The 21,047-nt window shown below is 41.8% G+C and carries 19 protein-coding genes and 1 pseudogene; 9 read left to right on the top strand and 11 right to left on the bottom strand.

Translation table 11 applies throughout. From position 1 onward, the window contains the following. Window positions 1–117 precede the first annotated feature (117 nt). The 4 genes from gyrB to dnaA form a co-directional block, all read right to left on the bottom strand. Window positions 118–2,586: a DNA topoisomerase (ATP-hydrolyzing) subunit B gene (gene gyrB / locus HHA43_RS10205; RefSeq protein ID WP_168418741.1), complete on the bottom strand. Its 2,469-nt coding sequence runs from the start codon at window positions 2,584–2,586 to the stop codon at window positions 118–120. Window positions 2,587–2,629: 43 nt separating this feature from the next. Next, a complete protein-coding gene (gene recF, locus HHA43_RS10200) occupies window positions 2,630–3,712 on the bottom strand; it encodes a DNA replication/repair protein RecF (protein WP_168418740.1) in 1,083 nt (360 codons plus the stop codon). 37 nt (window positions 3,713–3,749) lie between these two features. After that, the gene (gene dnaN, locus HHA43_RS10195) at window positions 3,750–4,898 is read right to left on the bottom strand and encodes a DNA polymerase III subunit beta (RefSeq protein ID WP_168418739.1); all 1,149 of its coding nucleotides are present in this window, start codon (window positions 4,896–4,898) and stop codon (window positions 3,750–3,752) included. Window positions 4,899–5,006: 108 nt separating this feature from the next. Beyond that, the gene (gene dnaA / locus HHA43_RS10190) at window positions 5,007–6,383 is read right to left on the bottom strand and encodes a chromosomal replication initiator protein DnaA (protein WP_168418738.1); all 1,377 of its coding nucleotides are present in this window, start codon (window positions 6,381–6,383) and stop codon (window positions 5,007–5,009) included. A gap of 658 nt (window positions 6,384–7,041) precedes the next feature. Here dnaA and rpmH point away from each other — a divergent pair. The 6 genes and pseudogenes from rpmH to HHA43_RS10160 all read left to right on the top strand — a co-directional run bounded on the left by rpmH (window position 7,042) and on the right by HHA43_RS10160 (window position 11,758). Further along, entirely contained in the window at window positions 7,042–7,176 is a 135-nt protein-coding gene (gene rpmH, locus HHA43_RS10185; RefSeq protein ID WP_000831329.1) for a 50S ribosomal protein L34, read from the top strand. 31 nt (window positions 7,177–7,207) lie between these two features. After that, complete coding sequence (gene rnpA, locus HHA43_RS10180) at window positions 7,208–7,600, top strand: ribonuclease P protein component (RefSeq protein ID WP_096902024.1); 393 nt, start codon at window positions 7,208–7,210, stop codon at window positions 7,598–7,600. 9 nt (window positions 7,601–7,609) lie between these two features. Further along, a pseudogene (yidD, locus tag HHA43_RS10175) lies at window positions 7,610–7,931 on the top strand (membrane protein insertion efficiency factor YidD). Between the two features lie 5 nt (window positions 7,932–7,936). After that, window positions 7,937–9,700: a membrane protein insertase YidC gene (gene yidC, locus HHA43_RS10170; protein WP_168542568.1), complete on the top strand. Its 1,764-nt coding sequence runs from the start codon at window positions 7,937–7,939 to the stop codon at window positions 9,698–9,700. A 90-nt stretch (window positions 9,701–9,790) separates the two neighbouring features. Beyond that, a complete protein-coding gene (gene mnmE, locus HHA43_RS10165) occupies window positions 9,791–11,146 on the top strand; it encodes a tRNA uridine-5-carboxymethylaminomethyl(34) synthesis GTPase MnmE (RefSeq protein ID WP_168542566.1) in 1,356 nt (451 codons plus the stop codon). Between the two features lie 276 nt (window positions 11,147–11,422). Next, window positions 11,423–11,758 (top strand): DUF1622 domain-containing protein, encoded by a 336-nt coding sequence (locus HHA43_RS10160; RefSeq protein WP_168418733.1) that lies wholly within the window; start codon window positions 11,423–11,425, stop codon window positions 11,756–11,758. Between the two features lie 87 nt (window positions 11,759–11,845). Here HHA43_RS10160 and HHA43_RS10155 read toward each other — a convergent pair whose 3' ends face one another. Together HHA43_RS10155 and HHA43_RS10150 are read right to left on the bottom strand one after the other, a co-directional pair. Then, window positions 11,846–13,033, bottom strand: a complete 1,188-nt coding sequence (locus HHA43_RS10155) for an MFS transporter (protein ID WP_171525732.1) — start codon at window positions 13,031–13,033, stop codon at window positions 11,846–11,848. Between the two features lie 106 nt (window positions 13,034–13,139). Next, window positions 13,140–13,406: a metal/formaldehyde-sensitive transcriptional repressor gene (locus tag HHA43_RS10150; protein WP_168418732.1), complete on the bottom strand. Its 267-nt coding sequence runs from the start codon at window positions 13,404–13,406 to the stop codon at window positions 13,140–13,142. 58 nt (window positions 13,407–13,464) lie between these two features. Between HHA43_RS10150 and dmeF the strand changes: the two genes are divergently transcribed. Then, window positions 13,465–14,421, top strand: coding sequence for a CDF family Co(II)/Ni(II) efflux transporter DmeF (dmeF, locus tag HHA43_RS10145; RefSeq protein WP_168542564.1), 957 nt, complete (start codon window positions 13,465–13,467; stop codon window positions 14,419–14,421). Window positions 14,422–14,588: 167 nt separating this feature from the next. Then, entirely contained in the window at window positions 14,589–15,236 is a 648-nt protein-coding gene (locus HHA43_RS10140; RefSeq protein WP_416224684.1) for a DsbC family protein, read from the top strand. Window positions 15,237–15,345: 109 nt separating this feature from the next. Here HHA43_RS10140 and HHA43_RS10135 read toward each other — a convergent pair whose 3' ends face one another. The 4 genes from HHA43_RS10135 to HHA43_RS10120 form a co-directional block, all read right to left on the bottom strand. Next, entirely contained in the window at window positions 15,346–15,603 is a 258-nt protein-coding gene (locus HHA43_RS10135) for a GlsB/YeaQ/YmgE family stress response membrane protein (RefSeq protein ID WP_168418729.1), read from the bottom strand. 195 nt (window positions 15,604–15,798) lie between these two features. Further along, entirely contained in the window at window positions 15,799–16,326 is a 528-nt protein-coding gene (gene hpt, locus HHA43_RS10130) for a hypoxanthine phosphoribosyltransferase (RefSeq protein ID WP_168418728.1), read from the bottom strand. A 217-nt stretch (window positions 16,327–16,543) separates the two neighbouring features. After that, window positions 16,544–17,908, bottom strand: a complete 1,365-nt coding sequence (gene guaD / locus HHA43_RS10125; RefSeq protein WP_168526389.1) for a guanine deaminase — start codon at window positions 17,906–17,908, stop codon at window positions 16,544–16,546. A gap of 159 nt (window positions 17,909–18,067) precedes the next feature. Next, entirely contained in the window at window positions 18,068–19,033 is a 966-nt protein-coding gene (locus HHA43_RS10120) for a TerC family protein (RefSeq protein WP_168418726.1), read from the bottom strand. Between the two features lie 393 nt (window positions 19,034–19,426). Between HHA43_RS10120 and HHA43_RS10115 the strand changes: the two genes are divergently transcribed. Next, window positions 19,427–19,708, top strand: a complete 282-nt coding sequence (locus HHA43_RS10115) for a GNAT family N-acetyltransferase (protein WP_168418725.1) — start codon at window positions 19,427–19,429, stop codon at window positions 19,706–19,708. 140 nt (window positions 19,709–19,848) lie between these two features. On the opposite strand, the gene HHA43_RS10110 is transcribed toward HHA43_RS10115, so the two are convergent. After that, window positions 19,849–20,934: a zinc-dependent alcohol dehydrogenase family protein gene (locus HHA43_RS10110; protein ID WP_168418724.1), complete on the bottom strand. Its 1,086-nt coding sequence runs from the start codon at window positions 20,932–20,934 to the stop codon at window positions 19,849–19,851. Window positions 20,935–21,047 lie beyond the last annotated feature (113 nt).

Here is a 21,047-nt window from a genome sequence, read left to right as displayed (position 1 = left end):
TGTCCGCGAGTAGTGAAAATTAAAGCACAAAAATATCCAAGAAAATGCCAGTCAATTTCTTAACTGACTGGCATTACTCCGTAGAGTGCTTTTTACAATGCATTGTCTTGGCGCTAATTAAGCATCAATATCTGCATTTAAGGCATTTTCTTCAATAAAGGCACGACGTGGTTCTACGTCATCACCCATTAAGCAAGAGAACATGCGGTCTGCTTCAATTGCATCATCAATGGTCACCTGCAACATATTACGGTTTTCAGGATCCATTGTGGTTTCCCAAAGCTGCTCAGCATTCATCTCACCTAGACCCTTATAGCGCTGAATCATCATGCCACGGCGTGAGTCTTGTAAAATGTGTTGCCACACCTGATGGAAAGTATTGACCGCAATTTTGCGTTCGCCTTTTTCCAAATAAGCACCTTCTTCAAGCAATGTAAACCAGCTTTTTGAATTTTTCAGCAAACGTGCATATTCAGCTGAACCAAGTAACCCAGCATCTAACAAATATGCATGCGGTAAGTTGTGTACATAAACCGTGATTCTTGGCCAATAAGTTGCAGATTTTTGACCCTCTGCATCTTCTTTTTCAAACTGTTCAATACTCAGTTCTGGACGCAAACTTGGCTGCAATTTTTCAATACTGCTGCGCAGTTGCTCACCCCATTGCTGCACATAAGCTTGATCTGCAGTCTGATCAATTTTAAACGCCTCTAGCTCTAATAAACCATCCAACAAACTTGCAGGATAACGCAAGGTTAAGCGGCTCAAACTCTTTTGCGAAGTTTGGTAATCTGCAATCACTTTCGCCAACGCTTCACCACGAATGGCAGGCGCATCAGCACTCACATGCAATTCCAACTCATCAATGGCATTGGAAATTAGGTAAGTTTCCAGTGCATCGTTGTCTTTAATGTACTGTTCCTGTTTGCCCTTTTTGAGCTTATACAGCGGTGGCTGTGCAATATAAATATGACCACGCTCAACCAGTTCTGGCATTTGACGGAAGAAGAAAGTCAGTAACAAGGTACGAATGTGTGAACCATCCACGTCGGCATCGGTCATGATGATGATTTTGTGATAACGCAACTTGTCTGGGTTATATTCTTCACGGCCAATACCACAACCCAAAGCGGTAATTAAAGTTCCAACTTCAGCAGATGAAATCATCTTGTCAAAACGTGCACGTTCCACGTTGAGGATTTTACCTTTCAGAGGCAAAATCGCTTGCATCTTCCGGTTACGACCTTGTTTAGCCGAACCACCTGCCGAGTCACCCTCGACCAGATACAATTCAGATAAGGCAGGGTCTTTTTCCTGACAGTCCGCCAATTTACCTGGCAAACCTGCAATGTCCAACGCACTTTTACGACGTGTCATTTCGCGCGCTTTACGTGCCGCATCACGGGCACGTGCTGCATCAATAATTTTCCCTGCAATTGATTTTGCCGCTTGCGGGTTTTCCAATAAATATTCAGAGAAAGATTTATTCATGGCCTGCTCAACCGCAGGCTTAACTTCACTGGAAACCAGTTTTTCTTTGGTTTGCGAAGAGAATTTTGGATCTGGCACTTTTACCGAAACAATCGCAGTTAAGCCTTCACGCGCATCATCCCCCGACACCACGACTTTTTCCTTTTTCAGGATATTTTCACTTTCCATGTAGTTGTTTAAACCACGGGTCAGCGCAGCACGGAAGCCTGCCAAGTGTGTTCCACCATCTTTTTGCGGAATGTTATTGGTAAAGCAACGCACGTTTTCCTGATATGAATCATTCCACTGCAATGCCACTTCTACAGTAATACCGTTTTCAGCTTGCGAGGTGAAATGGAAAATTTCATTCAGGTGAGTTTTGCCTTGGTTGATATATTTAACGAACTCAGACAAACCACCTTCATAATCATAAATGTGTTCTAAATTTACACGCTCATCACGTAATACAATGCGCACACCCGCATTCAGGAAAGACAGTTCACGTAAGCGACGCGCCAAAATATCGACATTAAAAATGGTTTGGCTAAAAGTGTCAGCACTTGGCCAAAAACGCACTGTTGTACCCGAATCTGCGGTTTCACCCACCACTTTTAAAGGATATTGCGGGTCACCATGACGATATTCCTGTTGGTGAATTTGCCCTGCACGTTTAATCGTCAGTTCAAGTTTGCTCGATAGTGCGTTCACGACTGACACACCTACACCGTGTAAACCACCCGACACTTTATAACTGTTATCATCAAACTTACCGCCTGCGTGCAGAATAGTCAGAATAACTTCTGCAGCTGACACCCCTTCTTCAGGGTGAATATCGGTTGGAATACCACGTCCATTGTCAGATACGCTGACAGATTCATCTTCATGGATAGTCACCAAGATTTCATCACAATGGCCCGCCAAAGCTTCATCAATAGCGTTATCGACTACCTCGAACACCATGTGATGCAAGCCTGTACCATCATCTGTATCACCGATATACATGCCTGGACGTTTACGAACAGCATCTAGGCCACGCAATACTTTGATACTAGAGGAATCATAAGCCTTTTCATTGGTTTGTTCTGTAGTAGAGACAGATTGATCTTCTGAACTCATGGTTTCTCCCTAGTGAAAAATAGGTCTATCCAAAGATAAAAAATTATTGCTCAACAGCCTGCACCGTACCGTGATCGACCTGAAATAAGCGATAAGGAATCGACAACGCTTGTAAGTGTTGTTGCACGGATTGATGATCTAAAGTGGTAATAAAAACTTGACTACCCAATTGGCTTAATCGTTCAATTAAACGTTGTTGTGCGCTTAAATCTAATTCTGCTGTCAGATCATCTAATAATACCACAGTTTCCTTGTTGCACGCATGCAGCATTGCAATCTGTGAAAGTTTTAAGGCCATAATCAATAGCTTTTTCTGCCCACGTGACAGCACCACATCTGCATCGCCCATTGGGGTTTTTAGGCGTAAATCGGCACGGTGTGGGCCGTATTCGGTATAACGACGCTCTAGATCTTTTTGATGATAATTGCACAGATCATTCAGCAAGCCCGTATCGGTATGAAAGCCTGCGCTATATTCCAGACGAATCTCTAAATCTGGCAATAACTGCTGCAAGTCCTGAGCAAAAAACTGTTGCCATTGCTCCATAACACCAACCCGTTGCCGATGCAAAATCTCCCCATAATCACTGAGCATTTTGTTCCACGGCTCTAGATCAGACAGACTTAAATGACGTTGAGATTTGAGTAGGCTATTGCGTTGTTTTAAGGCACGGGAATAGTATTGCCATGCATGATAAAATTCTGGTTCCACGTGGAACATCAACCAGTCCAGCAACTGACGCCGTGGTTTGGCCCCATGGTCAATAATTTCGGTACTGAGTGGATCAATCAATTGCAAAGGTAAAATCTTAGCCAGCTGACCTTGGGTTGCAACAGGGTCACCATTGACTTTAATCAACTGCTCACCTGAAGCCATTTTTTGCATACCAATTTTTTCTGTCAAAGACTGGGCAAATACAATCGCATCTTGGCTGCTGTTCTGAATATAATTTTTTGGAATATGGGTACGAAAAGAGCGGCCTGTGGCAAGTAAATGAACCGCCTCTAAAATAGAAGTTTTTCCTGAGCCATTTTGCCCATAAAAGACATTAAACGGCTGCAACTCATGAAGTGCAACCGCTTTTAAGTTCCGAACACGCTCTATATGTAAACGCGTAATATGCATGATTCAGCTAAATTATTTTTTTGAATACACGACTCGCTTAAACACGCATTGGCATTACAACATAAGTTTGATCTTGATGCGCTGGGTCTTGTACCAATACTGACTGATTGGCTTCAGTCATGGTCATAGAAACATCATCACCATCTAATGCGCCCAAAACATCTAATAAATATTGCGCGTTAAAAGACATTTCTAACGGTGAGTCAGCATATTGAATCGCTAAATCTTCAATGGCTTCATCTTGTTCTGGGTTATTGGCGCGTAACTGCAAAGTGTCTGCACTAAAGTTCAGAAATACGCCACGTAATTTTTCATTACTTAAAATCGCAACACGCTGTAAAGACTGTTTAAAAACATCATGTGCAATCAGCACGTTTTTGTCGCCACCACGAGGAATCACACGACGATAATCTGGGAATTTACCATCAATCAGTTTTGTGGTGAAACGCACGGTAATATCCGCTTGTTCTTTGTCACGGCTTGGGGTACGAATGGTCACGTTTAACAATTCACGTCCAATTAACAACGCCAATTGCTCATCTTCAATACTGAGTAAACGTTGCAATTCAGCCACTGCCTTACGCGGCACAATTGCTTGAATCAATTGCGTAGCCGTAGAAGATGCCACGGTTTCACATAAAGCCAAACGGTGACCGTCGGTGGTTACTGCACGTAATTGATTTTCGTCAATTTCAAGCAAAGTACCTGTTAAATAAAAACGAACATCTTGCACCGCCATGGCAAACGCAGTTTTTTCAAATAGGCGTTTTAATTCACGTTCGGTCACTGTCACTTGTGTACCTTGAGCATTTTCAGTGGCCAACAACGGATAATCTTCTGCAGGCAAAGTGCCCAATACAAAGCGGCTATTGCCTGATTTTAAAATACAACGCTGATCTTCAGTGATTTGTAAATCAATTAAAGCTGCGCTTGGCAAAGATTTACAAATATCCATGAGTTTACGTGCAGGTACTGTAGTTTCCCCAGCTTGCAAACATGCACCTTCTGCCAATTGAGTACTGGCCACCAATTCAACTTCTAAGTCTGAACCTGTAATGGTGAGCGCTTGCTCTGTCACCTGTACTTTGACATTAGATAAAATATTTAAGGTATGGCGACGTTCAACCGCTCCTACGACATGTGACAGAACATTCAGTAAGCTTTCTTTCGCGATTTTTAAACGCACGGTGCATTCCTCTAACAACTGAAGATTGGAGAATAAAATAGATTTTTTAGCAGTGTACTATGCGGCAAAAGCTGCCGCATGGCAAGAACAGAATTTGAGCAAATTCGGTCAACTTTGCAACAAGCGTTGCAAGTTTTTATAGTCTTCGTTAAAGATCGGATCTTCTTCACGCAGGCTTTGTACTTTTTCGCAGGCATGCATCACGGTACTGTGATCACGCCCACCAAATGCCATACCAATTTCTGGGAAACTATCACCTGTGAGTTCACGCGCTAAGCCCATCGCCAACTGACGTGGACGTGCATAAATACGTGTACGTTTTGGCCCCACCAATTCTTTTAAAGGAATACGGAAATACTCACTCACCACACGCTGAATATTTTCTGTGCTGATGGTACGCGCACGAATTGCTAAAACGTCTTTTAAAGATTCACGAACCACATCTAGATCAATAGGTGTGCCTTTAAAACGTGAAATGGCGACGACTTTATTCAAGGCGCCCTCTAATTCACGAACGTTCGCCACCACCTGTTGAGCAATAAATAAAGCACAATTACGTGGTAAATCTACTGCACTGCTTTCGGCTTTCTTTAATAAAATTTCAATACGGGTTTCAATATCGGGTGGTTCAACCCCTACAGACAAGCCCCACGAAAAACGTGACACCAAACGAGCATCCAATTCAGTTAATTCTTTTGGATAACGGTCTGAGGTTAAAATAATCTGTTTAGATTCATCGAGTAATGCGTTAAAAGTATAGAAAAACTCGACCAAACTGGCTTCTTTACCAGCCAGTAAATGGATGTCATCGACCAACAATAAATCTAAAGAACGACAGTTTTTCTTGAATTCTTCAACTTTACCTTGCTGCAAAGAGCTGACAAAGTCCTGCACAAAACTTTCTGCAGTCATATACATGACCCGAGCATTGGGTTTGGCTTGCAACAAAGCATTACCCACTGCTTGCATTAAGTGGGTCTTACCCAAACCTGTAGGGCCATACAAAAATAACGGGTTATGCTGAGATGCCCCCAACTGGGTCAAAACCTTGCGACAGGTTTCCGCAGCCATTTGGTTAGAACGACCTTCTACAAACAAAGAAAAGGTGAATAACGGATTTAACTGGCGTTTACGACTCTTTGCAGAAGACTCTTCTTTTTCGCGCTTAGGTTTTGCAATAGGCACAGGCGCAGATTCCAGCGCAGCTGTAGTTGTAGCAGGTTGTTCACTGGCAGATAAAATTGCACCTGGACGTGAATCGACCAAAATTTCAACCTTACGCACCCGTCCTTCAGACAGTTGTTCGGCCAAAATAGCAATTAACTCGAGATGATGCTCTTGAATGTAGCGTGTCCAATAAGGATTAGGCGCATAAAGTTTTAATGTATCTTCAACTTCTTCTGCCACCAATGGGCGAATCCACATTGTAAAGACATTTCCAGAGAGCTCTTGTCGCAAGCGATTTAAGCAGTCCGTCCAAAGCATGTGAAACCCCTATTCAATCCATTTTAAATTTAAAACTTACCTAGACCGCCTGAGCGGGTCGCCATTCTAACCAAGTTATCCACATCTGTCATGACAAAATCAGCAAAATTGCTCAAAAAAGAAATCATCAAACCTGAATTTAAATTTATATCGTGGTGTGGATAAGTTTATCCGCAAGATGTGGATAAAATATAACATAAAGTTATCCACAAAGTATTAAACTTATAAAAACACAGATATCCACAATACATCTCATTGTTTTATTATATAAAAAGTGGCTTTCCCACAGAAAAATGCTGCCCTAATAGTAATAAATTTAAATTTATAAATTTGAATTTATTTATAAGAGCGCAAGCTGCTGTGGATAATTCAGCTATGGTTTAAATTTAAATTCAAAACAACAGCCATAAATTAAAAGCGAATAAACTTGTGGATAATTATGTGAATAATACTGTTAATAACTTATTAGTCAAGCATAAACAAATGTTTATCTTGTGTATATTTTAAAATTACCAAAAAAACTGAACACGCTGGCAAAAGTAAGTTGAATGAAAAATTAAGGCTTATTTAATAAGAAAACGTGTTTTTCATTGACAGCTCAAGCAATGAGCACTAAAATCGCGGACCTTTATAGAAAGATCATTTTTGGAGTTTCGATATGAAACGTACATTTCAACCATCTGAATTAAAGCGTAAGCGCGTTCATGGTTTCCGTGCTCGTATGGCTACTAAAGCTGGTCGTCAAGTATTAGCTCGCCGTCGTGCAAAAGGTCGTCACAGCTTAACTGTTTAATACAGTCACGCTGAACCGACTTTTGGGTGTTATGACAACACTTTATGGCTTCAGCACAGAGTTGAGATTACGCTGTGCTGCCGATTATAAAGGTGTGTTTGATGGTGCGCTTTTTAAAGTGCATCAACCCCATTTCTTATTTCTTGCAAAACATTCCGAACTGCCAAATAGCCGTTTGGGTCTTGTCGTTGCAAAAAAGAAAGTGCGTCGTGCACACGAACGAAATCGAGTAAAACGACTTGCTCGCGAAAGCTTTCGCTTGCATCAACAGCAATTAAATGACTTGGATATTGTGGTAATGCCCAAAGTCGGGATTGACACTGTATCTAATGCGGAATTGCATCAGCAATTACAATTTGCTTGGCAAAAGTTGCAACGTCTTGCCAAAAAGCATTCAAAAATAGCTCCCTCCCCACAAAAGTAGAGATGGCCAATGGTACGTTTACTGCATTGGTTGATACGTTTCTATCAGATCGCGATTAGTCCGTTATTGGGCCCGCGCTGTCGTTATATTCCAACTTGTTCTCAATATGCTTTGGAAGCAGTGCATAGCCATGGTGCTGTGAGTGGTGTGTGGCTGGCTACAAAACGTATTTGTCGTTGTCATCCGTGGGGTGGTTCAGGTTATGACCCAGTGCCGCCAAAAGTCATTCGTTTTATTTCATTTCAGCAAATAGATTCTCAAACGCATCACATTACTGTACCCTTTCGTGATCGTTTATTGAACCAAAAATCACTCTAACCACTTGGGGTAATAGATATGCAACAATGGGCCAGGTTTGCAATTCTCGGGGCCATGTTTGTCGTCGCATATTTGCTCATTTTGGCGTGGCAAAAAGATTATGGAAATGCTGAAACAGCACCGCAGCAACAAACTGCCGTTGTTTCACATGAAGTGTCTGCAGATTTGCCGAATGGCCAAACGGCTACAGCAGCTTCTGATGTACCGCAAGCAAATATTCCTGCACAGCAAACAACCGATGCCACAGCACCTGTAAGTCAGCAGCTTATTTCAGTACAAACTGACCTTTATCATCTTTGGATTAATCCTAAAGGTGGTGATATTGTTCGTGTTGAATTACTCAATCATGACAAGAATAAAGACAGTGACGATCCTTTCGTGATGCTGGAAAGCGACGCTAAGCGCACTTATGTCGCGCAATCTGGGTTAATCGGGTTAAATGGTCCAGACAGTAGTCGTAATGGTCGTCCAAGCTATGAAATTGAAAAATCAAACTATAGCTTAGCCGATGCCAAAGACAGCAAAAATAAAGCCGGTGAAACAGTTAAGACTTTAACTGTACCAATGGTGTATAAAACTGCAGATGGCGTTGAAATCATCAAGACCTTTAGTTTTACTGAGGGTGAATACCCTGTATTGGTCAATCACAAAGTGATTAACCGTAGTAAGCAAAATTGGCAAGGTCAGATGTTTGGTCAGATCAAACGTGACAATTCAGATGATCCTGGTAAGTCAGACCAAGGTATTTTTACTTTGGGAACGTTCCTGGGTGGTGCATGGGGTACGCCTGATGAGCACTACAACAAGCTGAAATTTGACAACTTCAATGAAGAAAAACTGAGTATTGATGCAACAGGCGGTTGGGTGGCAGTGGTACAGCACTATTTCGTGAGTGCATGGGTGCCTGGTCAATTAAAACTGACACAAGCCGATGGTCAGCCGTACGCTGCGAAACTGGAATCACGTAAGTCTACCGATGAAATGAACATCATTGGTTTCACTTCACCAACCATTAATGTACCTGCAGGTACGGTGGCTGAAGTCGATGCGACGTTCTATTCTGGCCCAAAAATTCAGTCTGAATTAAAAGATTTAGCGACTGGTTTGAACCAAACTGTGGATTATGGCTGGTTATGGCCAATTGCCAAGCTATTGTTCGTTGGCTTGCAATTCTTCCATGGTTTAGTTGGGAACTGGGGCTGGTCGATTATTCTATTGACTATTTTAGTGAAACTGATTCTGTGGCCATTGTCGTCTAAGAGCTATCGCTCTATGGCGAAAATGCGTGTGATTGCACCTGAAATGCAGCGCATGAAAGAAGAGTTTGGTGAAGACCGTATGCGTTTCTCGCAAGAAATGATGGCTTTGTATAAGCGTGAACAGGTCAACCCATTGTCTGGTTGCTTGCCATTGCTACTGCAAATGCCAATTTTCCTTGCTTTGTATTGGGTATTGATGGAATCGGTAGAGCTCCGTCATGCGCCATGGTTAGGTTGGATTCAGGACTTATCGGCAATGGATCCATGGTTTATCCTGCCATTATTGATGGGTGTGACCATGTATATTCAACAAATGTTGAACCCACAACCGACTGATCCAATGCAGGCTAAAATCTTCCGTGTGATGCCTGTTGTGTTCACCGTATTCTTATTGTTCTTCCCTGCAGGCTTGGTTCTGTACTGGATTGTCAATAACTTGATTACGATTTTACAGCAAAGCTTGATCAACAAAAGCGTTGAGAAAGACCGTGCCAAACGTGAGCAAGCAACTCCAGCCAATTAAGTGTGGCTGAGCAGCTGAATAAATCCGCTTAAGATGGTAATCTTAGGCGGATTTTTCTTTGTATATCTTTTAAAAGTTTTAGGTGAATTTATGTATAACCGCAGCACCATTGCAGCAATTGCGACTCCGCCTGGCCGTGGTGGTGTGGGGGTAATCCGCCTGTCTGGCCCAAAATCCTATGCCATAGCGGAGGCTTTGACCGAAAAATCCTTGCCTAAAGCACGTTATGCAGGCTTTAGGCAGTTCTATGATGCGGCAGGTGAGGTCATGGATGAAGGCTTGGTGATTTGCTTTCCTAATCCAAACTCATTTACTGGTGAGGATGTGGTGGAATTGCAGGGTCATGGTGGTCCTGTCATTCAAAATGCCCTGCTCGCTCGTTTGCTCGAGCTTGGGGCAACAGCTGCCAAAGCGGGTGAATTTTCCATGCGTGCCTTTGAAAATGGCAAACTGGATTTGGTACAGGCTGAAGCGATAGCCGATTTAATTGATGCTACTTCACAAGCTGCAGCACGGTCTGCAGTACGTTCTTTGCAGGGGACATTTTCCACCAAAGTGAATACCGTGCTGGAAAAATTAATTCATTTGCGCCTGCACGTAGAAGCTGCCATTGATTTTCCCGAAGAGGAAATTGATTTTCTGGCCGATGGGAAAATTTTAAATTTGCTAGATGATGTTGCTGCTTCGGTGACTGCCGTGCAACAGTCTGCACGTCAAGGGCAATTGTTGCGTGAAGGTTTGCAGGTGGTAATTGCGGGTAAACCAAATGCAGGTAAATCATCTTTGCTGAATGCACTAGCAGGAATTGAACGTGCCATCGTGACGGATATTGCGGGTACTACACGTGACGTATTGCATGAAAAGATCAGCTTAAATGGTTTACCTATTACTCTGACCGATACCGCTGGTTTACGTGAAACAGGCGATATTGTTGAAAAAGAAGGCATCCGCCGTGCCATTAAAGAAATTGAACAGGCAGATTTATTGCTATTGGTTTATGACTTAAGCCAGCATGAAGATCCACTGCAATTGGCACAGCACTATTTTGCTCAGCATATTGAGCCAAAGCGTTTAATGTTGATTGGCAATAAATGTGATTTAACTGGAGTCGCCGCTGAAATTTCAGATTTTAATGGCTTTAGGCACATTACGGTGTCGGCTAAACAGGAAACAGGTGTTCAGTCGCTCATAGAAGCGATTACAGCGCATGCAGGATTTCAGCCTGAAGAAGATACCTTTATTGCACGTACCCGCCATTTAGACGCAATGAAGCGCACTCAGCAGTACTTGGCAGAAGCACGTGAGCAGTTGGTGGTCTATCATGCAGGTGAATTAGTAGCTGAGTCTTTACGTTTGGCGCAAAATGCATTGGGTGAAATTACAGGTGATTTCTCTGCCGATGATTTGTTGGGTAAGATTTTTGGATCATTCTGTATTGGAAAGTAATTTCAATTTCCCGCGATTACTTTCTAGGTAACTATAAAAATTAGCATTAAGTTTTAATAACTTAGTGCTTTTTTATTTTTCTCATATTTACTGCATACTGTTAAAAAACATCACTTTACATATTGTTTTAGTCTCCCATTCGTCACAAGCACCTGTTCAAATCACTTTGGTCTTTTTACCCCCAGCATTTAAAGCTATGATGGTGTAAATAATTAAAAAACTGACACTAAATTGAATGCTTAATGCCTAAGAGAAGCTCTTTGCAGGAGATTTTAAATGCTGGATGTGATGTATTTAAGAGAACTACTGATCACTTGGGTGCATTTTCTGCAACTTTCCCTAGAGTTTATCTCTGTGGTGTGTGTGGTTATTGGTTTAATTAAAACCTTAACTGTGCTGATCCAGTTAAAATCAGGCCGCACTGCGCGATATTGCTTTGGAGATTGGTTGGCGACCGCTTTAGAGTTTCAATTGGCCGCAGATATTTTGGCGACAACAGTTGATCCCGATTTAGACAGCCTGATTAAACTAGGCATCATTGCCGTGATTCGGACTTTTTTAAACTATTTCTTGATTAAAGAGCTTGAGCATCAACCGAACAATGAAAAATAGCTGATTAAAGCAGGCGGCTGCTTGCAGCATGTTTTTACTTAAGTTCATGGCTAAGGTTTAAGCTATACCCTTATTAAGAGAGTACGATTAATCTAAGACTGGGCTGTCTTGTAGACGGCGGTGCCACATAATCAAGATTGCACACAGTAAGCAGATTGCTGTACAAAAACTCAATACTGCAGTGCTTAAACCAAAGTGGTCGGCTAAATAACCGACTGCAATAATGGGCAAGATTGTGCCCAAATATCCGACAAATAAATAGGTCGACATCACCGCTGCGCGATTCTGAACATTGGTCATAGCATGAATCAGACCAAAGGCGCCAATGAGTGCCAAACCGTGTCCAATTCCCAGTAAAATATCACTGACAAAAAATAGAAAACTCCAGCGTAAATACATACATAAGCCTAAAATTAATAGGCTGAACAGCAGTAAATACAAGCCATAATTCAGGCAAGTTCGTGCAGGAATAGCTTTAGAAAAATATTGCACCACGGCTGAAATCAGCAAAATACAGGTAATAGCCAAGCCACTGACCAACGGCCCGTGCCAAGGAATAATCACTTGCACAAAAGAGGGAGAAAGTGAAGCAAAAAGGCTAAACGCCGCAAAGGCGCAAAATGCAGTTAAACCCGTAATATAAAATTCAGCATGAAATTGCGGTACTGGGCGTTCCAAACGTGGCGCAATTGAAAAGGCCTGTGCCTCAAATTGTGGTTGAGGTAAACGGTATAAACCAATAAAACATAAAACTGCCCCAATAATCACTGGAATATAAGGCGTAAATAAGGGAGCAGCAGAAAATTGAGCAATCGCTCCACCCAACAAAGGGCCTAAACCAAAACCAACGGCTGTAATCACCGAACTAAGTTGAGGGGCATGTGCTTTATGGGATGCGGGAATGCTCCAAATCAGGCCAATTAATGCTGAGGTGGTCATTAATCCCGAAGCAATTCCAATAATAAAACGCCCGAAAGCTAACCAAAGCGCATTATTGGCAAACATGGACATCAATAGTCCTAGGGTGATGATCACCAAGCCCAATTCTAAGGTTTTTAAAAAGCCAATGCTGTTACTGGTACGCCCTAAAAATAGCAAGGTAGCCAAACAGCCGAACATGTAGGCAACAAAAATAAAGGTGATATGACTGGGGAGGAGCTGCCAAAGTTCCTGATAAATTGGATACAGTGGGCTGGCAAGTGCTGTGCCCATGGTGCCAATGATCAGGGCAAGGCTGATCATCACAAAGGGATGCCAAGATTGAGATTGAGTCATAAAAACTCGATTGAGTGCTAAAGCTTAGGGTCTAGCTCTCAAATAGTGAGAAATAAAAACTCAGTGTAAAGAGAAGCAGTTTAAGTGGTCAAGCCAATTTATGTGTTTAGCTGTAGCGTTTTAACAGCTTCATAAATTCTTCTAGTTCATGTTCGTTAACCTCACACTGATCACCAATCACGTGATGGCGTAAATGTGATTCGATCAGCTCGTTCATGAGTCCATTGACTGCACCTTTAATGGCCGCCACTTGTTGCAATACTTCAATACAGCCGCGTTCAGGGTCTTGAATGGCTTGTTCTACCGCCCCAATTTGCCCTTGTAAGCGTTTCACACGATTTAAAATTTTTTTATCTGTATGTAAATGGCTCAACACATCACCTCAATTTTAATATACTGTAGGGGAGTATATTTTAGAACGACCTCCCGCTATGCGTCAGCAACATTCTCATCATCGTACCCATGTGCATCAATTCGATCAAGGCAATCCGCTGGCGCAGAAGCGAATATTATATGCGGCTTTGTTAACTGCTGTCATGATGTTCTTAGAGATCATTGGAGGATGGGTCTTTAATTCGATGGCATTGCTGGCCGATGGCTGGCACATGAGTTCACACATGCTGGCTTTAGGATTGGCTTATTTTGCTTATCGTGCGGCACGTTATTATGCTCAAGATACCCGCTTTAGTTTTGGAACGTGGAAAATTGAAATTTTAGCAGGTTATAGCAGCGCCATTTTATTGTTAGTTGTGGCCGCATTTATGGCGGTACATTCTATCCAGCGCTTATTTTTTCCTGTCGATATTCATTATAACGAAGCCATTCCAATTGCAGTTTTAGGTTTATTGGTGAATCTGATTTGTGCATGGTTATTACATGAAGATGATCACCATCACCATCACCATCACCATCATGAGCACGAGCATGCACATGACAGCCATGACTTGAATCAGAAAGCAGCCTTTATGCACGTGGTGGCAGATGCGGTCACCTCTATTTTTGCGATTATTGCCCTGATTGCAGGCAAATATTGGGGCTGGGATTTTCTAGATGCAGTTTTGGGAATTGTAGGTTCAATTTTGGTCGCACGCTGGGCAATTGGGCTAATGCTTGAAACAGGTCGCACCCTTTTAGATGCAGAAATGGATCATCCTGTGGTAGATGAAATTCGCGAGGTGGTTGATGAGTTACCTGTACAGGTGAGTATCACCGATTTGCATGTCTGGAAAGTTGGGCAAGGTAAATTTTCCTGCATTTTGGCTTTGGAAACGGCGGAAAACTTAGATGCAGATCAGGTACGTGCAGCCTTGGCGGTACATGAAGAAATTGTGCATGTGTCTGTAGAAATTAATGCACCGCTGTCTGTGAATGTTCCACGTGAAACTTAAATATGATGTATTGAGTGGCTTGTAGCATTTGCGTAAAACAGGCTAAAAAATGCTGAATTTGGTTTGGCTTTGAGCTTAGAATCGGGATGAATTTATTTTATCAAGTTCAGACAATGATTAAACAATTGAGTTTGGCAGCCTTAATCGGGGTGTGCAGTACATTTAGTATGGCCGATGTGGCATCAGTAACAAAAAATTTAAAACAGCAGCACCCACATTTAAAGCTAGAAAATATTCAGGCCACAGAAATGAAAGGGATTTATAGCGCTGCTATGGATGGTCAAGTGGTGTATTTAAACGAAGATGCCCAACATATTTTGGCGGGCTCTATGATTCGTTTGAAAGATCAGCATAATCTGACCAAAGATTTATTGATTCAACAAAACAGTGTGGATTGGAAAAAGTTACCTTTGCAGGATGCTTTAAAAAGTGTAAGAGGTACGGGTAAACGTCAGATTGCGATCTTTTCTGACCCAAATTGCCCATATTGTAAACAACTTGAGGCTGAACTGAAAAAGCTGAATAATATTACGGTTTATACCTTTGTTTTGCCGTTAAAAGCACAATCTGTAACGCCGTCTAAACAGGTGTTTTGTGAGAAGAATCCAGCACAGGCTTGGGAAAATTTAATCAGTAAAGCGCAGTTGCCTAGCAGCAAAAGCAGTTGTGCCAACCCAATTGAGCGTAACTTGGCTTTAGCCAAAAGTTTAGCTGTGCAAGGAACGCCTGCCATCATTTTTTCAAATGGTTTTAAAGTGATGGGTGCTTATCCTGCCGCACAAATTGAGCAGATTTTTAAAGAATTTGGTTTGTAAAACTGTTATGTGAATGGGCTAGATTTCAGTACAGTTTAGTTCAGTCAAAAGAAAAACCGCCTGAAGTTTTAGGCGGTTTTTTAATTCGATTGAAAGATCAGGACTATATTTAAGCACGCGATTTTTTCGTGACCATATTATAAATAAACAGAATAATCAGCGCACCAATGATAGAAGCGAGAAAACCTGCAGCCGAGCCATCTGAATAAAGTCCTAGCATACGACCTGCGTAGGTGGCCAATAAAGAGCCTGCAATCCCTAACAATGTTGTGACAATAAACCCTGCTTTGTCATCTCCAGGATGAATAGCACGTGCGATTAAACCTGCAATAAAACCCACCACAATAGCGACAATTAATGACCACATGAGCAGCTCCTTGTTATCTTTGTTTATGTTTTAGATCATGTTTCAGTCTTATCTTTGCTGAAAAATTCCGAGGAAAACAGTCAAATAATGCTACAGCATGTTGTGTTTTTGTCCTGTTTGATACAGGAAGTACAAAGAATAGGCCTAAAAAAAGTGATCCAAAGATCACTTTTAAAAACAGGATGTATTCGGTTTTTATAAACCAATTTCACCAATAAATGGAATGTGGCGGTATTTCTGATCGTAGTCTAGGCCATAACCGACAATAAATTTATCTTCAATTTCAAAGCCCATAAATTGGACATCAAGTTCAATTTCACGGCGTGATGGCTTACTAATTAAGGTGCATAGCTGAATTGAGTTTGGTTCACGCGTTTGTAAAATTTCAACGACTTTATTTAAAGTGTTGCCTGAGTCAATAATATCTTCAACCACCAACACATCTTTACCGCGAATTTCACCATCGAGATCTTTTAAAATTTTCACATCACGCGAAGACACAGTACCGCCACCGTAACTGGATACGGTCATAAAATCCAGTTCATGCGGCTTGTGAATGGTGCGGCATAAATCTGCCATGAACAGCACCGAGCCACGTAATAGGCCAATCAACACCAATTCTTTATCACTGTTGGCATAGTGTGCATTAATTTTTTGACCAAGTTCCTGAACTTTTGTCTGGATTTCTTCTGCAGAAATCAAAACCTGCATTTCAACTGTCATGGGTAGATACCTAAAAAGCAAAAATAAAAAAGGTGTTGACCTGCAACACCTCAAAATATGTCTTAATTTTAATATATCTTGGTGGATGTTGCATCCTCTTGCATGGTTAAAATAACATCATTTTTTGCTTTGAGATGCATCTGAGCGTAACAAAAAGGCACAGCCGAGCGCCAACATTCCCAGTCCAAGCACTCGGAGCATAGGACGTCGAGCAGGTTTAGATTCCTGCTTTTGGAGGTGCTTCAGCGTTTGGTTTTGGGTTGCTTGTAGGGTTGTAGTAGGCACGTTGTCCATAAATATAGGTCGCATGAATGTTACGGTCATCTGCTAACGTAATGAGGGCAAATAAGGCATCTTCAAGGTTTTTTGCGCGTTGTTGGCGTAAGCTTTGCAAAGCAGTGGCATGCAAGTCTAACACCACAAAATCAGCTTCTTTCCCTACCGTAAAATTGCCAAGTTTGTCGTCTAAATCTAACGCTTTGGCCGCTCCTAAAGTGGCATGATAGAGCGCTTCATAGGCCGAGAGTTTGTTGCCTTGTAGCTGTTGCACTTTATAAGCTTCACTGAGGGTATGTAAAATATTAAAGGATGTCCCTGCCCCAACATCGGTACCTATGCCAACTTTGACTTGATGCTCCCAAGTCCGTTGCAAAGGGAATAAGCCACTACCTAAAAATAAATTGGATGTTGGGCAAAAGGCAATCGCTGAATCTGTTTGATGCAGACATTGCCATTCATTTTCTTCCAAATGCACGCAATGCGCAAAAACCGAGCGTGAACCAGTTAAGCCATAGTGATGATAGACATCTAAATATCCCTGTTGTTCAGGAAATAGCTGTTTGACCCAAGCAATTTCATTTGGGTTTTCACTTAAATGGGTATGCAGATATACGTCTGGATATTCGGCTTTAAGCTGCCCTGCCCGTGCCAACTGTTCAGGACTGGAGGTCGGTGCAAAACGTGGGGTAATGGCATATAGATTACGTCCTTTGCCATGCCATTTTTCAATTAAGGTTTTAGAGTCTGCGTAAGCGCTTTCTGCGGTGTCGCATAAGGCTTCAGGTGCATGTCGGTCCATCATCACTTTACCTGCAATCAAACGCATTTGTTGCTGTTGTGCAGCTTCAAATAAAGCATCTACCGATTCAGGATGCACCGTACAGAATACCAACGCTGTCGTGGTACCATTTTTGAGTAATTCCTGCACAAAAAATTGAGCAATCTGATTTGCATAGGCTTGATCTGAAAATTGTAGTTCGGTTGGAAAAGTATAGCTATTTAGCCATTCCAATAATTGTTCACCATACGCGCCCATCATTTCAGTTTGTGGAAAATGCACATGGGTGTCGATCAGTCCTGGCACAATTAAATGCTCAGGATAATGCTGTATGGGCGTATCTGCAGTGAGTTGTGACTGCCCTGCTTGCCAAGTACCAAACCACTGTATCTTGCCATGTTCGCAAATCAGCAAGGCATCTTCGATATAGCGTACTTGTTCAGGCAGCTCTTGTGCTTGAGTGACGCTATTTTGAAAATCCAGAAAGCGACCACGAATGGCGGTGCGAGCTATGGCAGATGACATGGAAACAACCTGTATTTTATTTTTTCGCTGGATTGTACCTGAAATATACAAAGATTTAGCTCAATTTTCTCTTAAAGTTTGACCAGATGATAAATGAAAAGAATAAAACAGCCTTCCCGAAAGAAGGCTGATTGGAGCAATTAATATGAGACTAATAGCTTATAGCGTGGTTTGATGATGTTTACGGCTGTGGCGAATAGACAACCAAGCAGTAACGCTCAGTACAATCACAATAAAGCCCAGTGAGATCCAAATTGGCATGTGGAAGACATCCAGCATCAACATTTTAAAACCAATAAACAGCAAAATTAGACCTAAGCCATAAGGTAAGTAATGCATTTTACTGGCTGCACCAGAGAGCAAGAAAAACATGGCACGCAAGCCTAAAATAGCCATTAAATTTGCAGTCAGGACAATAAACGGGTCGGTGGTGACTGCAAAAATTGCAGGAATTGAATCGACGGCGAAAATCACGTCAGATGCTTCGACCAAAATTAAAACTAAAAAGAGTGGTGTGGCCCAAAGTACGCCGTTTTGGCGAACAAAGAATTTGTCTTGTTGTAGTGTTGGCGTGATACGCATGTGTTTGCGTAACCATTTTAACAGCGCCATATCTTCGATGTTGCTGGCTTCTTGTTCTGGGCCTTTTAAGAATTTAAAGCCCGTGTATACCAAGAATGCGCCAAACAGATATAGAATCCATGAAAATTCTTGTACGAACCAAGCTCCAATAAAAATAAAAATGGTTCTGAGTACAATTGCACCTAATACGCCGTAGAGTAAAATTTTGCGTTGTAAACCTGCAGGAATTGCAAACGCGGCAAAAATCATTAACCAGACAAAGACATTGTCAATTGCTAGAGATTTTTCCAGTAAATAACCCGCAAAGTATTCCATGACTTTGGTATTGGCGATTTCAACACCAAAATGCTGTTTGAGGTATAGCCATAAGCCGCCACCAAATAAAGCCGCAACACTGACCCAGGCTATACTCCAATAGGCAGCAGTTTTTACTTTGACTGATTCGCCTGCTTTTTGCCGAAAGCCTAAGAAGTCAATAGCGAGCATGACGGCCACAATTGCAAAAAAAGCGGTGTAAAGCCATAAATTGCCGATAGATTCCATACAATCTCCGCATCCGACAATTGGCCACAAAAAAACCTTGACCCGTTGTCAGATGATATAAAACATCTGTAACAACATGATCAAGGTCTTGCCTACATCGTGCTGAAATTTTTATGTATTCAGGCACGATGCTCAGCGTCCGACTTTTTGCAAAGTGTAATGACGAAACGCTGACACGTTAAAATTGATTTTAACGTTTGGAGGAGGCTACTCCCCTTGTTCAAACAATTTGGGATTAGGCCATGGCCTAAATCTGTGCAAAGAATTACATAATTTTAAATAGAGTGCAATTTTTTCTGTGCTAGAGCGATGCTAGCTATGTACAAATTAGCACAATACATTTTTGCTGAATGTGGCAAATTTAAAAAATAGATTTAGTGTGATAGGTGATTTATGCAAATTCAACATCAAGAAACCCAACGTGGCGGTGAATTTTTTATTGAACGTGATGGTCGGCATATCGCTGAAATTACTTATCAATATCAAAATGAAGCGACCATAGTGGCAGATCACACTTGGGTAGATAACTCCTTGCGTGGACAAGGTGTAGCACGTCAATTATTAGATGCCTTAGTTGCATTTGCACGTGAAAAGCAGCTTAAAATTGTCCCAACCTGCTCCTATGTTGATGTGATGTTCCAACGTGAAGCTGAATTTGCTGATGTAGTGGCTTAGTGTATTTAAACAACTACTCACCTTCAATGAGCTCAGACTTTAGAACATGTTGGGCTAAAGTGTTTATTTTGATGTATCTCAAGAAAAACAAGCCAATCCACAAAATATGAATTGGCTTGTTGAGTACAGTTCAGTCTAGTTTATTCGTAATTAATCATCACTTTCAGGGCTTTTTCATCTGAAGCATGTTTAAACACATCATAGGCTTTTTCAAATTCTGCAAATTTGAAATGGTGGGTTGCCAGTTTTTCCAAAGGTAATTTACCTGAACAGCATGTTTTTAACAGCATGCCTGTGGTGTTGGCATTCACCAAGCCTGTAGTGATGGTTAAGTTTTTAATCCAGAGTTTATTCAACTCAAAGTTCACAGACTTGCCATGTACGCCCACGTTGGCAATATGTCCGCCTTCTTTCACTACATTTTGGCAGATGTCCCAAGTTGCTTCGATACCGACAGCTTCCATGGCACAGTCAACACCACGGCCACCCGTAATTTCTAAAATGCGTTGTACAGCGTCTTCTTTGGCTGAGTTTACCGTATGGGTTGCACCTAGCTCTTTGGCCATTGCCAAGCGGTTATCATCCATATCTACTGCAATAATTTGTGCAGGAGAATAGAATTGTGCGGTAAGCAAACACCCCATACCAATCGGGCCTGTACCTACAATTGCAATGGTATCACCTGGTTTGACATCACCATATTGCACACCAATTTCATGTGAAGTTGGCAATACATCTGACAAGAATACAGCAACTTCTTCATTTAAGCCTTCAGGTAATAAATACAAAGAAGTGTCTGCAAATGGGGTGCGCACATATTCTGCATGGGTACCGTCAATCATATAGCCCATAATCCAACCGCCTTCATTACGGCAGTGTGCATAGAGTTGCTTTTGACAGTTTTCACAGGTACCACAACGGCTGACGCAGGAAATAATCACCTTGTCGCCTTTTTTGAAGTTTTTAACAGCAGAACCGACTTCTTCTACAATCCCAATACCTTCGTGACCTAAAATACGACCATCAAAATTGCCTGTTTTAGCTACGGCTGTCTCTTGAATTTCAGGGTTTTTACCTTTCCAGATACCTAAGTCAGTACCGCAAATTGTGGTTTTGGTCAGGCGAATCACCGCATCAGTCGGTTGTAGAATTTCTGGACGAGGTCGATCTTCAAAACGGATATCATTAGCGCCGTGATAGACCATGGCTTTCATTGTTTTTGACATTGTGACTATCCTTCTTTAGTGATTATGATGAAAGACATCCAGCAGCCAACCTGTTGCAATTGTCATGCTCGCAGGATGTTATTCTTCTAAGGTAACAGGACAAGATGACAAGT

Source organism: Acinetobacter sp. A2 (assembly GCF_012371325.1).
Classification (GTDB): Bacteria; Pseudomonadota; Gammaproteobacteria; order Pseudomonadales; family Moraxellaceae; genus Acinetobacter.
The sequence above is the reverse complement of the archived record's forward strand: the minus strand, read 5'-3'. Positions and strand labels throughout refer to the sequence as shown.